General features: G+C 50.9%; 13 protein-coding genes and 1 pseudogene. 2 read left to right on the plus strand and 12 right to left on the minus strand.

Annotated elements, in window-relative coordinates; genetic code table 11:
* The first annotated feature begins 13 nt into the window (after window positions 1-13).
* Window positions 14-2889, plus strand: a pseudogene (locus CPH80_RS08275) (type I restriction endonuclease subunit R).
* Between the two features lie 103 nt (window positions 2890-2992).
* Window positions 2993-3616: a DUF6088 family protein gene (locus CPH80_RS08280; RefSeq protein WP_096276829.1), complete on the plus strand. Its 624-nt coding sequence runs from the start codon at window positions 2993-2995 to the stop codon at window positions 3614-3616.
* Window positions 3617-3682: 66 nt separating this feature from the next.
* Here the strand turns inward: CPH80_RS08280 and CPH80_RS08285 are convergent, their stop codons facing one another.
* The 12 genes from CPH80_RS08285 to CPH80_RS08335 form a co-directional block, all read right to left on the minus strand.
* Window positions 3683-4372 carry an RES family NAD+ phosphorylase gene (locus CPH80_RS08285; protein ID WP_096276831.1) on the minus strand — a complete coding sequence of 230 codons (690 nt, stop codon included), beginning with the start codon at window positions 4370-4372 and terminating at the stop codon, window positions 3683-3685.
* Window positions 4372-4776: an antitoxin Xre-like helix-turn-helix domain-containing protein gene (locus CPH80_RS08290; protein ID WP_096281495.1), complete on the minus strand. Its 405-nt coding sequence runs from the start codon at window positions 4774-4776 to the stop codon at window positions 4372-4374. Before CPH80_RS08290 ends, CPH80_RS08285 begins: the two co-directional genes overlap by 1 nt.
* 91 nt (window positions 4777-4867) lie before the next feature.
* Window positions 4868-6565 (minus strand): choice-of-anchor I family protein, encoded by a 1698-nt coding sequence (locus tag CPH80_RS08295; RefSeq protein ID WP_096276833.1) that lies wholly within the window; start codon window positions 6563-6565, stop codon window positions 4868-4870.
* Between the two features lie 227 nt (window positions 6566-6792).
* On the minus strand, window positions 6793-7242 hold the full coding sequence (locus tag CPH80_RS08300; RefSeq protein ID WP_197703624.1) for an OsmC family protein: 450 nt from the start codon (window positions 7240-7242) through the stop codon (window positions 6793-6795).
* A 231-nt stretch (window positions 7243-7473) separates the two neighbouring features.
* The gene (locus tag CPH80_RS08305) at window positions 7474-7686 is read right to left on the minus strand and encodes a hypothetical protein (RefSeq protein WP_096276835.1); all 213 of its coding nucleotides are present in this window, start codon (window positions 7684-7686) and stop codon (window positions 7474-7476) included.
* Window positions 7687-7930: 244 nt separating this feature from the next.
* Window positions 7931-8617, minus strand: a complete 687-nt coding sequence (locus CPH80_RS08310) for a hypothetical protein (RefSeq protein WP_143752975.1) — start codon at window positions 8615-8617, stop codon at window positions 7931-7933.
* Window positions 8618-8659: 42 nt separating this feature from the next.
* On the minus strand, window positions 8660-9181 hold the full coding sequence (locus tag CPH80_RS08315) for a hypothetical protein (RefSeq protein WP_096276838.1): 522 nt from the start codon (window positions 9179-9181) through the stop codon (window positions 8660-8662).
* Window positions 9178-10656: a hypothetical protein gene (locus CPH80_RS08320; RefSeq protein WP_096276840.1), complete on the minus strand. Its 1479-nt coding sequence runs from the start codon at window positions 10654-10656 to the stop codon at window positions 9178-9180. The genes CPH80_RS08315 and CPH80_RS08320 overlap by 4 nt, the downstream gene beginning before the upstream one ends.
* 26 nt (window positions 10657-10682) lie before the next feature.
* Window positions 10683-11081: a hypothetical protein gene (locus tag CPH80_RS08325; RefSeq protein WP_143752977.1), complete on the minus strand. Its 399-nt coding sequence runs from the start codon at window positions 11079-11081 to the stop codon at window positions 10683-10685.
* 341 nt (window positions 11082-11422) lie between these two features.
* Complete coding sequence (locus CPH80_RS08330) at window positions 11423-12415, minus strand: IS30 family transposase (protein WP_096281498.1); 993 nt, start codon at window positions 12413-12415, stop codon at window positions 11423-11425.
* Between the two features lie 525 nt (window positions 12416-12940).
* A complete protein-coding gene (locus CPH80_RS21625; RefSeq protein ID WP_143752978.1) occupies window positions 12941-13351 on the minus strand; it encodes a hypothetical protein in 411 nt (136 codons plus the stop codon).
* Between the two features lie 75 nt (window positions 13352-13426).
* Window positions 13427-15334, minus strand: coding sequence for a transglutaminase domain-containing protein (locus CPH80_RS08335; protein ID WP_096276844.1), 1908 nt, complete (start codon window positions 15332-15334; stop codon window positions 13427-13429).
* Window positions 15335-15552 lie beyond the last annotated feature (218 nt).

Here is a 15552-nt window from a genome sequence, read left to right on the forward strand (position 1 = left end):
ATAAGGAGCAGTCATGGCGGACAGCCGCGAGAGAGTATTCCAGAACGACATCATGATCGCCCTTGAGAGTCAGGGCTGGCTGATCGGTAAGGCGTCGGAGTACGACAAGATAAACGCGGTTTATCCGGAAGACCTGGTTGGCTACTTCCAAGCGGCTTACCCAGGCCGCTGGGACAAGTTCTGCAAAAACAACCCGAAGAACCCGGAACAGGTGCTGATCAAAGCCACCACCCGGGAACTGGATAAGCGCGGCACCTTAGAGGTGCTGCGCCACGGTTTTAAGTTGCCGGGGGTGAAAGTATGCGTAAACCGCTGAAGGTCGCCATGACCACCCGGCTGGCCGGGAAAGACACCTTCTTTCTGCCGTTCAATCGTGGCACTGATGAAGGCGGCGCGGGCAACCCACAAGCGCCGGATGAAAACAGCTATGCCACCGCCTATCTCTGGGAGCAGCTATTTCAGAAAGATGCCTGGCTGAAAGTGATCGGGCGTTTTCTGCACCTGGAAAAGAAAACCGAGGAAGATTTTCACGGCAAGCGCACCACTAAAGAGACAATGATCTTCCCCCGCTACCACCAGTGGGATGTGGTCAATCAGCTCGTGGACGCTACCCGGGAAGAAGGCCCGGGTAAACGCTATCTGGTGCAGCACAGTGCCGGGTCTGGCAAATCCAACTCTATTGCCTGGGCCGCCCATCAGCTGGCCCAACTGTACGATGCTGAGGGCAACAAGCTGTTCAGCTCGGTTATTGTGGTAACGGATCGCACGGTGCTAGACCGGCAACTGCAGGACACTATTTACCAGTTTGAACACGCCCAAGGGGTTGTGCGCCCGATTACCCGTGACATTGGCAGCCAGAGCAAATCGGAACAGTTGGCGGAAGCCTTAGCTGAGCGCACCCGCATCATCATCGTCACCATTCAGACCTTCCCTGCTCTGTTTGAAGCGCTGGACAAGCATCCTCAACTGGCCTCCGGGCAGTATGCAGTCGTGGCGGACGAAGCTCACTCCTCACAGACTGGTTCCTCTGCCACCAAGCTCAAGTCCATTCTGGGGGCCGCACTTCCTGAAGGTAAAGAGCCCCCTGAAGGTGAAGAGATCAGCGCAGAAGAGCTTCTGGATGCGGCGGTCACTGCCCGCAAGCCCAGCGAGAAGATCAGTTACTACGCCTTCACCGCCACCCCCAAGGCAAAGACCCTGGAGTTGTTCGGTCGGTCACCCAACCCGGATGAGCCGCCCTCAGGCAGCAACAAGCCGGAAGCCTTTCACCTGTACTCCATGCGCCAGGCCATCGAGGAAGGCTTTATTCTGGATGTGCTCAAGTGCTACACCACCTACGCCACCGCCTGGAAGCTGGCCCACCCCAACGGCGAGGATGACGAGGTGGACTCGAAAAAGGCCCGCATCAAGCTGGCCCGCTGGGTTCGTCTGCACCCATACAACATCAACCAGAAAGTGGAAGTGATCGTCGAGCACTTCCGGGAGCATGTAAAGCACCTGCTGGATGGCCAGGCCAAGGCCATGGTGGTCACCAGCAGCCGGCAGGAAGCCGTGCGCTACCAGCTGGCCATGCAGGCTTATGCCAAAGAACAGAATTATCACGACGTGCATCCCTTGGTGGCGTTCTCGGGCACGATTCTGCCGGATGATGTAATCCCCGAAGAGGTCTCGGAAAATAGCCAACTGCTGAATCCCGGATTGAAAGGCCGTGACCTGGCGGATGCCTTTGATACCGACGATTATAACGTGATGATCGCCGCCAATAAATATCAGACCGGATTCGATCAGCCCAAGCTATGCGCGATGTACGTGGACAAGAAGCTGAAAGGTGTGGACTGTGTACAGACCCTCTCCCGCCTGAATCGCACCTTCCCGGGCAAGCAGACCTTCGTACTGGATTTCTTCAACGATCCCCAGGAAGTGCTGGAAGCCTTTTTGCCTTATTACACCAATGCTGAGCTGGAGGGCGTCTCCGATGCCCAGGTGGTGTATGACCTGCAGACAGCGCTCGACCAGGAACAGATCTACCACTGGAACGAAGTCGAATCCTTCGCCACCGCCTTCTACGACACCCGGGCGGCAGCCAGCAAACTCACCTACTACTGCCAGCCAGCAAAAGACCGCTTCACCAAGCGCTATAAAAACCTGCTGGATGAAAAGCAGTCAGCCAGGGACACACGTAAGCGGGCTGAAAGCGATGGTGACAAAGTCGGCCTGACCAATGCCGAGAAAACTCTCAAGGATATCGGCGAGGGCCTGGACCAGCTGGATCTCTTCAAGAAGAACCTGACCAGCTTCGTGCGGGCTTACGAGTTCCTGTCACAGATCGTCAGCTATGAAGACCGGGAGCTGGAACAGCTCTGCGTCTTCGCCAAGCACCTTTCGCCCCTGTTGCGTATAGATCGCCTGGACGATGACGAAATCGATGTGTCAGAACTGGCCCTGACTCATTATCGACTCACCAAGAGCAACGAGCAGCAGCTTAAGCTCTCCGAGGAATCCGAAGAGTACGCCCTTAAACCGCTTTCTGATGTGGGCTCCGGCAAGGCTCATGACCCGGAGAAAAAGCGCATCTCTGAAATCATCGAGACGCTGAACGACCTGTTTGGTTCAGAAGTGAATGATGAAGACCAGCTTCACTTCGCCCAGGGCGTGGCTGACAGGATACGCCGGGATGACTCGGTAATGGCCCAGGTGAATAGCCACTCTCCGGAACAGGTGATGCATGGGTTATTTCCGAAGCGGGTGTCAGACATGGTGCTGGATGCCATGACGGACCATGAGAAGCTTTCTATGGAGGTGTTGGGCGATGAGCAGACACAGAGAGGGTTTGCGTTGTTGATATTGCGGATGCTCGCTGGGTCAAAAACAGTTCCTCAGAAGCTGTAATTTTACACTCAAGCACTATAGTCCTGACACGAACTCCCTTGCATGCACTGACACGAAAGGTCTACTATAAAATCACTTCACTTTTCTTATGTCAGGTTAAAACATGTCTACGTCAGAGAAAGTGACCCGCCAACTGCAGCGCATGAGGTGGGGCGTCCCGTTTTCCATTAGTCAGTTCCACGAATTGGGCACCGCTGCGTCTGTGCAAAAAGCGCTGAGCAGGCTTGCCCAAGAGGGTGTAATTGAACGAGTGGCCAAAGGCATTTATGCACGCCCAAAGACCTTGGCCAGCATGCCATCGATCAAAATCACGGCAAGCGCAGAACAGATAGCCAAAAAATGGGCACAACAGAACGGCTACACACTGGTGAGGCAGGGCATTGAGTCCGCTTATCGCCTTGGCCTTCAGACACAGGCCCCTGTCAAAACCGTGTTTTGGAGTAACGGCGCCAACAGGACGTTTTCGGTTGGTAATGAAGTTGTTGAGGTGCGACATGTTGCGGAATCAAAGCTACGGTGGAAATCACGCCCTGAAGGTGAGTTGCTACGAAGCTTCACCGTCACCCCAGCCAATTCCGTTAAACTCAGCGAATTGAAAAAGGCACTTTCCAGGCTGAAACTTTCTGAAGCCGAGAGCCGCACGGCGATCAAAAAGCTCAAGGCGACGCCTCTGCCTGAAGGGTGGCACGTCAAATTGGAGCAGTTTGAAAAGGAAATGATGGTTTGACGGACATTTTCGACTTCTATCGCGACCCGAAAAAGCATGATGATCTGAAAGCCATCTGCAAACTACTCAAACCCCCACGACCTTCCTTCTATCCATAATGTCCCCACCCCGCACAATAAATTCATAGTGCCCAGTCTGGACAATTGACTGAATATTTCTCGGTGTGAAGAGGCCCCAGCAGATGGCTCCGGAATTTCGTACTGACCAGTAATGAACTCCCTCAGATCCGGCGACACGGAGCCTGGCTCCCAGCGCCCGGGCAGCCGTGTAGTCATCCGGATGATAAATCTCGTGCTCTGCTGCAAGCTCAGTGGCGTCGTGCATAACATCGCCGGAAAAGGTGCACGCGAGCCCCCTGAAAATCAGCCGGTCAAACTTCAGGTCTTCCACATTTGCCAGATATTTGCCTTGGTGGTACTCCACCTCGGCCAGCGCTGTTTCCATGGTGTCGGCAATATAGAGCACCCCGAATTCCCCATTGCTGAACCTGCTGCCGCCTGGAGCAACATGGGTGAAGGACGCAGCCGCGTAGTGGCAACCGGGAATGCCCCAGGGGATCTCGCCTAGATCAATATAGTTGAGATTCCCCACCTCTTGGTTAAGGCGGGGGTTGGTCATGGCCTGCAGATCGTAGAGATCCTGGAATTCATCCGGATCTGCCACGTCATTGAAGATGTCGATGGTAGGAAGCTTGGAGTTGATCAAGCGGAAGCCCTTGGTTTTCGAGAGACTAATAGCTGGGAGGTCGAGCGCCATTACCACAGACCGTTTCGCAGGGTATCTATACGCCTGAACGTTTCGTACAGCGTTGCAAAATCGCCACTTTCGATCACTTCTAGCGGAGCCCTGCCATGAAAATAGGGGTTGTGGTTCCGCTTGCGCATAAATCCGCAAACGTTCTCCGGATTCTCAAACACAATGCGTAATGCCTGGTGCATATTTAACAGATAGCTGATGCGTGTAAGCTGATCTCGATCCAAACGCGCACTTTCCGGGTCATTCCTGTACTTATAATAAGTCGCCTTTGGGAGTCTCAAAATCGCCTGTGCCTGATCAGCAGTGCATCCCCATTTGTCCAGGATATTGAAGGCGGCCTTAAGGCCACTGACACTCTTCCTGCGGGCATCAGCCGGCGATTTTTGCGCTTTGGTTGCAGTCACCACTTGCCCTCTTTCGTAAACTGGACACAACCCACCAGAGAGTCTCATAATAGACTTATTTAAGGATTGCGTCCACATCAAGAAAACTGAATCAGTTAGCTGCCAACTCAATCACATCAATGCCATACAGCGTGGTGGTTCCACTCACCTCATTGCCCACTGCCAGCATGGGCTTACCGTTGGGGCTCTCACTCGCAGCGATGAAGGCCATCCCTTCCGGCCCCAGATCCCCGGCCAGTCCATTTTCCAGATCGGTCTGCGACGCGGAAAAGTCCCGATTGTTGAGGTATTGCACGAACTCGGGGTTCTGCGGAGTCGTCACGTTGTACACCATGATACCGCCAGCGCGTTCAAGGCCGATGAAGGCGAAGGTTTGATCGCCAATCTGCCCTACGGTGATGGCTTCTGGCTCTGGACCTTTATCGTCGGAACGGTTATCGAAGGAGTTTTCGTCGTTGTTCCCGTTAAAGTTGTCCGGAATAAGGTCAGCGGTAATGCGCTCAAAATCGCTGCCGCTATCGAACACCTGCGTGCCGTCCGCTGACCAGATCGAGAAGGAACGAGCACCGTAGGCATAAAGCTTCTCATAGACGCAGGTCGTCTCCACATATGTGGTGTCGTACTTGCCGCCGTTCAATGTCACATTAGCGGGATTGCTCGGATCACAGGAGCTTCCGTGGCCCAGTGTCGACGTAACGTTAAGGCGCCCAAGATTGGCCTTTTCCTGAAGTTCAGCGGCGTTCGGGAACGCCGTCGCATCCAGGGTCAGATCGGCAATGCGAAATTCTTCGCTGAAACCATCGTAGTCTCGCGAGTCGCCTTCATTGGCGGTGAGATAATAGGTCTCGCCGTTATAGCCGTAGCTGGCGATAGCGTCCGGGTTATACATGCCAAACACTGGCCAGTTGCGGATGTTAATGCCGGCGTCCTTGTTGCTGGCGTCCAGTTCGTTGCCAGCGATGCTATGGTCCTTGAATCCAAGTGGCAAGATAGCGGTAATTTCACCAGCGGCGATGTCCAGCACCGCCACGGCGTTGTTTTCCTGAAGGACGACCCAGGCAGTTTTGTTGTCTAAGGATACGGCAATGTATTCCGGCTCCATGTCCTGAGCCACCGTGGCTCCTGGCCCGAATACCCGCACGCCCTGTGATATCAGGTCTGCCCGTTGGGTGTTAAAAGTAGTGAAGCGTGCAGCGGTTACCGTCGCTGCACCAACGCCACTGGAAAGGTCGATGATGCTGACGGAGCCTTCCGGGTCGTTCGTGTAGTCATCGCTCGGCTCGCCTTCGTTAGCGACCAATAGGGCCTTGCCGTCACGGGTGAAGGTGATCATGTCCGGCAGCGCACCCACCGTCACTTCCCCTACCTTATTCAGGTCGGTGGTGTTGTAGAACACCACTTTTCCGTTGCCCTGTTTCACCACCGCTTCAATGGCTACGGCTACAAGGTTGCCGTAGACCGCAACGCTGTTGGCCGATGCACCTTCCGCACTGGCATCGATAGTGCTGAGTTTAGTGGGCATTTCCGGGTCATTAATATCCAGCACGTCCACGTTCGAATCGTTAGCGTTAATTACGAACAGACGCTGATTGGCCGGATCATGAGCGACAATTTCCGCAGCACTCTCGTCGAACGCGCCACTGGCATAGGTGCCCAATACATTCAGTTCGATCCGGGTTTGGCTGGTACCGGTTGCGTCGTCAGTAGCGTTATTGTCGTCTGTGCAGCCTGCCAGTGCGATGACTGTGCCGGTGATGGCCAAAGCCAGAAGAGATTTGCGAAATTCCATGGTCGCCTCGGTGTGTCTAATGTATTTGTATTTCCGACACACCCTAAAGCAGCGCTATGACAGTTCGGGGGCAGTTTTAAGACAGTTTGGCGTCAGGCGGCACCTTGCGCCCGGATAGACCTCGGTTCGCAGGGTTTTCAATATAGAACAAAAAACCCAGCCGACTGTCACATCGGCTGGGTTTTTATCTGTAGTAAGGGTATGTCCGTCAGGCTCTTTTCGCAGCCTTAGATGCGAGTCCATTGGGTGTGCAACGACACGCTGGCATCGCGCAAAAGATTATAAACAGGGCAGCGCTCGGCTACTGCATCTTGCAGCATTTGCAGGCGCTCAGCGGATTCATTGGTTTTGATGTTCACTGCGAAGGTGAGGCTTTGGAAATGGGTGGAAACATCCGGCCGCCCCATCAGGCCGCGAAGATCAACGACCCCTTTGGTGTCGAAAGTCAGTTCGCTGAACTCAAAATTTAACTCTTTCGCAACGAGCGGGATCATCACGCCTTTACAGCCATTAAGCGATGCCACAAGATATTCTAACGGGTTCGGGCCTTGATCCTGGCCACCCAGGGCTTTAGGTTCGTCCATCACCACAGGATCAAAGCCACGTATCTGACTATGGGTTTGCAGGCCTGATCGCCATTCGCTTCGGGCTGCAACTTCTAATATATTTGTATCCACAGGCTCTCCTAAATATTTGTTTTGAAGCTTTTGGGTGAGCCCATACTAAAAATTGAATAAAATTCTGTCAATACAATCGGTTAGACGTTATTCGCCTTAGCTTAGCTGAGAAAGAACCCGGAGCACTTAAGCGCATCACCTGTTACTTGAATCCAGGACTAGAGCCTTATTAAAAAAGGCTTCAGTTTGACTTTAATATACTGTCGCAGACAGATGACATTCTAGGTGCAATCAAATCCAGCCAAACTTTCCCGCCAACACCAGTAGCCCCAATAAAATGGCAAATACAGCTATTACAATATACGCAGACAATCCCAAATAAAAGCTCGCGCGTTCAGAATCACGCTCAACTATCTGGCCTCCAAGAAACAATTTTCCTGATATAACTGCCCACAGACAAGCCACCAATAAACACAACGATAGAAGATAGAGTAACTGCTCCATAACCTTGCTTTTTCCTGCGCTAGATTATTAAATAGAGCTCTCGCTCTGCAGGAGCAAATCTTCAATCTACTCAGTGAAACCAGGCTTCATTTTAACCACCAAACTTTGGCCCCAACGACTTGCCAAAGCCCATTAAAAGGGCTCTGGCAGGCGAGAAATTTTATAAATGGATACCACTTCCTAGTTACTTAAGCCCTTCCGAATTTTTCTACTTACTCATAGATATTAAAACTATGAGCATGTCTTACCCTTTTAGGAAAGAACCACTTATTGCACCTGCCGCAAAAAACCCAACCCAGGCTAAAAACGCAAATGCAGCGAGTCCTGCGAAGGTTAATCCGAAAACTGCTGCACCGAATACTAGGCCAACATACAATTCAGCGACTCCACTATTACTGCATTTAGTCCCCTCGATGCTCGAACTAAACTCCAAGAATCCATTAAGTGCGAGCACCAAAGATATAACTCCAGATAGAAGCACAAGTAAGCCTACACTCGCCAGAATGCCAATCAAACCAACCCCTATCCCCAGCAGCGTCAAAAGATTAACGAAATCATCATCCAAAAACCCTCCACTAGCCCCACCACTAATCTTATAAGCCCCAACCCCACGCTCAGGATCAATAATGGAATAGCCACTACCCTCCCAGCCATTCACATTGATCGGCTGAGCATGAACCGTCACCTCAAAGCCTCGCTGCAACGCCGACTGAACCTCAGACCGGGCCGTCGAATCAATGGTGATCAAACTCAGGCTCGACGCGTTGTCCTGCGTCAGGGTATAAATCCGCTGCCCCTGGGCCATGGCGAGTGCAAGCGCCTTGGCGGTTGAGACGCCCTCCGCAGGCTCATCTTCAGTGGAGAAAAGTCGTTCCGGAATTAAGTGCTCGTAGACACTGGACCGCATGCCCGAACTACGGTTAAACGCCACCCAGTCCTCATAGCAGCGCGACTTTTTCCACCAACCAAATATTTAAGAAATTGCATCGATATAAATTGGGCTTATAAAATAACCGCCCATTGGCAAAAACACGTACAAAGAAATAACTAGCCACTTTTTTTCCACGAGTTCCCGCAATCGGACTTCGCCCGAGTCCGGTAGCTTCTCAAATCCATGGAAGCGCCGTTTCCAAAGAAAATGTTCTATCTTCCGCCCTGGATCCGAGAGAATAGCGACACAAGCTAATAGAGGTATAAAAAATTCTGGTTCAAATGCAGCGGCTGGCGAAAAGGAAAGAGTAAATATATAAATCGGCGATGCGGGAACTATAAATAAATCAAAAAATCTCCAGAATATACTGATTTTACCGTTTGTCTCACGAAGTATATGGATAAACCATTTCCCATAGATAAATATTAGAAATGAAATAGCAGCCGATAAGAATCCGCTTGCTATAGCTGAATAAAACCTTCCAAAGTTCAAAACATCGTTCTGGAGCTTTATGCAAACTATAGCTGAAACAATGAACCCTAAAGCTAACCTTAGACGAATCATATCAATCCCAATAAAAATGCAAAGCCTTCCCCTGTAATTATCAATGGGATCGCCTGAATACCCAATTTAAACAAACCGATAACGCCAAGTGATAACCCTAAAGTTGTCGCTAAATTTAAGGCATTCAGCTCTTCCCAGTTATCTGCATCCCCTATAGCGCTTGTCCACATCAAAAAGTTCATTGCAGCCCATCCAGCTGCCAAAAGTGCCCAGCCTCCGGTCAATACACCGACGCTGATAATCGCGGCAAATGCTATACCAACAATTAGAGTAGTTAAGAATGGCAGTACACCTCCACTAACACCCCCACTAATCTTATAAGCCCCAACCCCACGCTCAGGATCAATAATGGCATAACCACTACCTTCCCAGCCATTCACATTGATGGGCTGAGCATGAACCGTCACCTCAAAGCCTTGCTGAAGTGCACTCTGGATTTCCGAACGGGCCGCCGAATCTATAGTGATCAAACCCAGGCTCGACGCGTTGTCCTGTGTCAGCGTGTATACACGTTGCCCCTGGGCCATGGCGAGCGCAAGCGCCTTGGCGGTTGAGACGCCTTCCGCAGGTTCATCTTCAGTGGAGAAAATTCGTTCCGGAATTAAATGCTCATAGGCACTGGAACGCATGCCTGAACTGCGGTTAAACGCCACCCAGTCCTCATAGCAGTTATCCACGGATTCCGTATTGGACGACATGCTGTCTACGTCCATGACCACGCCACTGAACAGAACATTGCGCGGTGAGCCAAAAAAGTAGGATACGTTCATCTGGGTAGAGAACGTACCGTAGCTGGGGCTTCGGTGATACACAATGTCCGACGCCTTGGCGGCAATTTTGTCCATGGCGTAGGTTTCGGCCAGGTAGCCTTGGATGCCGGACTGAAGAATACCGCCCACAAGATCGTGTTTGGTCAGACCACTGAAGTTCTCAGCCTCCAGCTTGGTTTTTACGCTCTCCAGCTGAGTTTGCAATGACGTCAGCTGTGTTGGGCTGATGCCCTGCATATCAATACCCACCGCCTGATACTGACCGGCAACCAGATTATTCTCGCTGTAGTTCCAGCTGCGTTCGGGTGCGTCAAAGCCCAGGCGCACCATCAGGGACTGGCCCAGAGTCACTGAGGGGGTGGTTGCAACCACTTCGCCATCCACGGTGATCTCGCCGATCATGTTGATCGTGTTGGCCGGCAATTGTGTCGGCAGATCGTCAACCGATTCGATCGTGTCGGGAAGATAACTTTCCAGTGTTTGTTGGTCGGCTTCGGTGGCCGGTCGGAAGCTGATCGCCAGGGATTTACCAACAAGCTCTGGCGTCAGGCGATTCAGTTCGGCTGCCGCACCTGCCCATTGCACGGGTGCACCAAAACTGCCACCGGTGGTGTTGCCGATCTGCAGGCGGAATCGATAGTACAGCGATTCCGGAAGATTGGGGATGACGGCGCTGGCGCGCACGCGATTGAAGGGCAATACCACGTCATCGATCCAAGCGCTGATGTAAATTAGACTAAAGCTCCGACCACAATAAAAGTCGTCCAAACCAGTAACACAAAAAATTCAAACCCGGGACGCCACGGACACGAAATGCTGGGGAATTGCTGGCAAACACTGATTTTTATCGAATCACCCACTTTCTTTTTTGGTGAAAACGCATAGGCCAGAAATAGACTTTGGCCGGCAGTTCCACGCCGCTCAGACTTCCACTCATACTCGTAGCGGAGCCTGCGTTTTTTCCTTGGCCCGATGATGTTATTTTTGGGCTGAATCCATTTATCAACGTGAGTTACTACACCTTCAGTTACTGGCCAAGTCAGATACCAAATATAGAATGCAATTGATACAAGAGCCCCAACCAAAAGAAAAATATCAAAGCCAGCATACATCTGAAGAACCTCTTGCAATTACATATTACCTTTCAATATTAATAGAATAAATCAATTGTTAAAAAATCGATCGCTGAATGCGGTTGTCATTCTCGTTATTGTATACGCTACAAAAACTCCCCCAACAAACCCGAATCCCACAATCTCCACATCGCTACCATTAATACTGCAGCCACTAACGAGCAGATTGCAATGTACAGCAAGAAAGTAGCAGGATTCGTCCGATAATGTATAGGTGCCAACGACCAAGGGGTAAATTTACCAGTTAAAAGCGACGAAGAAATTATCACCACTAGCAATACAAGGAAAAGTAAGGCCATGGCAAGAGGCCACACTATATAACCCTTCCAAACCTGGATTCAAGTAATAAGTGCAGCACCGCTCGTATCCAAGCCTCCTGAGTATTCGCCCCAGAAAACTTCTGCCGGTGTGCGATAATCCAGCCGTTTTCGTGGTCGGTTATTCAGTCTGTTCACCGCTTGCCTGGTTGCCTTTCTGGACACCTTGGCGAAGTCAGTGCCTTTCGGAAAGTATTGCCTCAATAGGCCATTCGTATTCTCGTTGGAGCCACGCTGACTGGACCGGTAAGGGTCACAGAAATACGACGTCAGCGACAACGCTTTGCTAAATGTTTGGTGGTCCGAAAATTCAGAACCGTTGTCCAGTGTCATCGTCTGTACGGCCCCTCTGATCGGCCTTAACTCACGGATGATGACATCTGTAACTAAGTGGGCTTTCAGCTTCGGCACACAGCCTGCGAGCAGGTAGCCGGACCGTCTTTCAACCAGAGTGACCGCGCCTGAATTCTTATGCCCGTGAAGGATTGTATCTCCTTCCCAGTGGCCTATATGCAGGCGATCATCGACGGCTTTAGGGCGGCACTCAATGCCTACGCGATCCGGGATCTTGCCTAACCCCGCTCGCTTGGCAAGATGGCGCTGATAACGTCTCTGGTAAGGCAAGCGACAATACCTCCAGAGGTCGCCACCTGCTATTTTGTCCCGGTAAATCAGATTGTAAATCCACTGATGGCTGACTTGGATACTGCCAACTCGCCTCATAAAACCGGCTATCTGATCAGGACTCCATTCACTCTGAATCTGCTTGGCCACCCAATCTATCAATGAGGGCGCTCGTTTATGAGATTTGCGAGCTCCTTTGCGCCGATGTATGGACAAACGACTGGCTTCCATCGGCTCGTATTCAGTCAGGCTTCGATTACGACGTAGCTCCCGACTGATGGTCGAGCTGTGGCAGTTGATCTCCCGGGCTATTTTCCGCTGGCTCCAGCCTACTCTCAAGAAGGCCGAAATCTGGTATCGTTGTGCCTGGGTCAGTTGTCGGTATCCCATGATTCTCTTCACTTTGGTAGGTAAAGCGAATGAGGGTACCGGCAAGGGCCCTCCTACCTCTACCTGTTCATCCAAAGTGCTGCACTTATTCTATGAATCCAAGAATAAAATGGCAAACACAGCTATTACAACATACGCAGACAATCCCAAATAAAAGCTGGCGCGTTCAGAATCACGCTCTACTATCTGGCCTCCAAGAAACAACTTTCCTGATATGACTGCCCACAGACAAGCCACCAACAAACACAATGATAGAAGATAGAGTAACTGCTCCATAACCTTCCTTTTTCCTGTGTCAACTTGTTAAAGAGGGCTAGCGCTCCGCAGGAGTAACTCTTCAACTTATTCAGTGAAACTAGGCTCCATTTTGATTCGCCAAGTTTTAGCCATAACGCCTTGCCAAAGCCCATTAATAGGGCTCTGGTAGGCGAGGGGGTTTGTCAATGGATACAACGCCCTAGCTATTTTAGCCCTTCGAATGTCCCCACTCATAGATTTTAAAATTATGAGCATGTCTTACCTGGTTTATCCAAGCACTGATGTAAATTCTACAAGTCCGACCAAAGCTCCGACCACAAGAAAAGTCGCCCAAATCAGTAACACAAAAAATTCAAACCCGGGACGCCATGGACACGTAATCCCGGGGAATCGCTGGCAAACACTGATTCTTATAGGATCACCGACATTCTTTTTTGGTGAAAACGCATAGGCCAGAAATAGACTTTGGCCGGCAGTTCCACATCGCTCTGAATTCCAATCATACTCGTAGCGTAACCTCCGTTTTTTCCTTGGCCCGATGACGTCATTTTTGGGCTGAATCCACTTATCAACATGAGTCACAACACCCTCAGCTACCGGCCAAGTCAGGTACCAGATATAAAATAGAATTGAAAAAAATGCTACAGTTAAAATAGAAAAACAAATAATCGTATTCATTTATTACCTTTTCTTGATTAACTCAATGTCATATTTTTTACTTAAAATAAAATTAATCATTCGATGGCACTAAAATTAGTTATTGAAATATCTATTACTAAATGCGCTCGTCACATATGTTACTGAAAACGCAATTGCAGCACCAGCAATTAATCCCAGAGTTGGACCTACCGATAAAAGTAAACTGGCAATCAACAAAGACGTTATCGCAAAGCTAAATGAAGCAACACTTGCGCGACCGAGAGAATCACTGAAGTTTGCACCGCTTTTATAAACGTTTAGAAGATCAACCGTCAGTGCAAGCAGCCCGACTTTTGTTGCGTCACCAGCCAACTTTTGTAATCGTTTCGCAGTACCATCAAAAATGAACGTGCCAACATTGGTACGTTTAAACTTTTCCAAGACCCCAGAACTAGCTCCTAATAGCGTCGAAACCAGAGTTGAAAGACCTTCTAAAACTCCTCCACTAGCCCCACCACTAATCTTATAAGCCCCAACCCCACGCTCAGTATCAATAATGGCATAACCACTCCCCTCCCAGCCATTCACATTGATCGGCTGAGCATGAACCGTCACCTCAAAGCCTTGCTGAAGTGCACTCTGAATCTCAGAGCGGGCCGCCGAATCAATAGTGATCAAACTCAGGCTCGACGCGTTATCCTGCGTCAGCGTGTATACACGCTGCCCCTGGGCCATGGCGAGCGCAAGCGCCTTGGCGGTTGAGACGCCCTCCGCAGGCTCATCTTCGGTCGAGAAAAGTCGTTCCGGGATTAAGTGCTCGTAGGCACTGGAACGCATGCCTGAACTGCGGTTAAACGCCACCCAGTCCTCATAGCAGTTATCCACGGATTCCGTATTGGACGACATGCTGTCTACGTCCATGACCACGCCACTGAACAGAACATTGCGCGGTGAGCCAAAAAAGTAGGATACGTTCATCTGGGTAGAGAACGTACCGTAGCTGGGGCTTCGGTGATACACAATGTCCGATGCCTTGGCGGCGATCTTGTCCATGGCGTAGGTTTCTGCCAAATAACCCTGAATGCCGGACTGAAGAATGCCACCCACGAGATCGTGCTTGGTCAGACCACTGAAGTTCTCAGCCTCCAGCCTGGTTTTTACGCTTTCCAGTTGTCCCTGCAATGACGTCAGCTGTGTTGGGCTGATGCCCTGCATGTCGATACCGACTGCCTGATACTGACCGGCAACAAGATTGTTCTCGCTGAAGTTCCAGCTGCGTTCGGGTGCATTAAAGCCTAAGCGCACCATCAGGGACTGGCCCAGAGTCACTGAGGGGGTGGTTGCAACCACTTCGCCATCCACGGTGATCTCGCCGATCATGTTGATCGTGTTGGCTGGCAATTGTGTCGGCAGATCGTCAACCGTTTCGATCGTGTCGGGGAGATAGCTTTCCAGTGTTTGCTGGTCAGCTTCGGTGGCCGGTCGGAAGCTGATCGCCAGGGATTTACCAACAAGCTCTGGCGTCAGGCGATTCAGTTCAGCTGCTGTGCCTGCCCATTGCACGGGTGCGCCGAAACTGCCACCAAAGGTGTTGCCGATCTGCAGGCGGAATCGATAGTACAGCGATTCCGGAAGATTGGGGATGACGGCGCTGGCGCGCACGCGATTGAAGGGCAATACCACCTCTTCGATTACGTCGGCACTCTCGGGAACAATCTGTTGCGTTCCCAGTACGTCGCCAAGAGTGGTGTCGCTGCCAGTCCCGTCGATGAACGATTGAACCCGAGCCTGATAATTGTCGAGTTCGTTTTGGACCACAAGGGCGTCCAGACCCTGAACCCAGCCTTCTGCCTCGCTCACGGTGGCTGAGGCTCGCACATTGCTCAGGAATGCTTCCGCGTCCAGAGGCACTTCATTCTCGATATCCATGCCTTCGGTGAAGGTGTGTTCTTTGAAACTGGGGTCAAGACCTACCCATTTGCCGTTAATCCAGGCTTCGACCCACACATGTTCCAACTCCACTTCTTCAATAGCGCCACCGTAGGAGAGCTGCTGCTGGGGAATGCCGCCCTGACAATTCTTTGAAGGTGGGCGTCCTGTTTAGTTGTGCCGCTCATTAGAATAAAAAATAGTCCATGAAAATTTAATAATTAGAGAGAAAATAAAAAGCTTAAATGCAACACTTAGAGCATATATAAAAATGCTTTCTGCATTTACACTTACCGCGTAGAAAATAAAGA

Source organism: Marinobacter sp. LV10R510-11A (assembly GCF_900215155.1).
In the GTDB taxonomy this organism is placed as follows: Bacteria; Pseudomonadota; Gammaproteobacteria; order Pseudomonadales; family Oleiphilaceae; genus Marinobacter.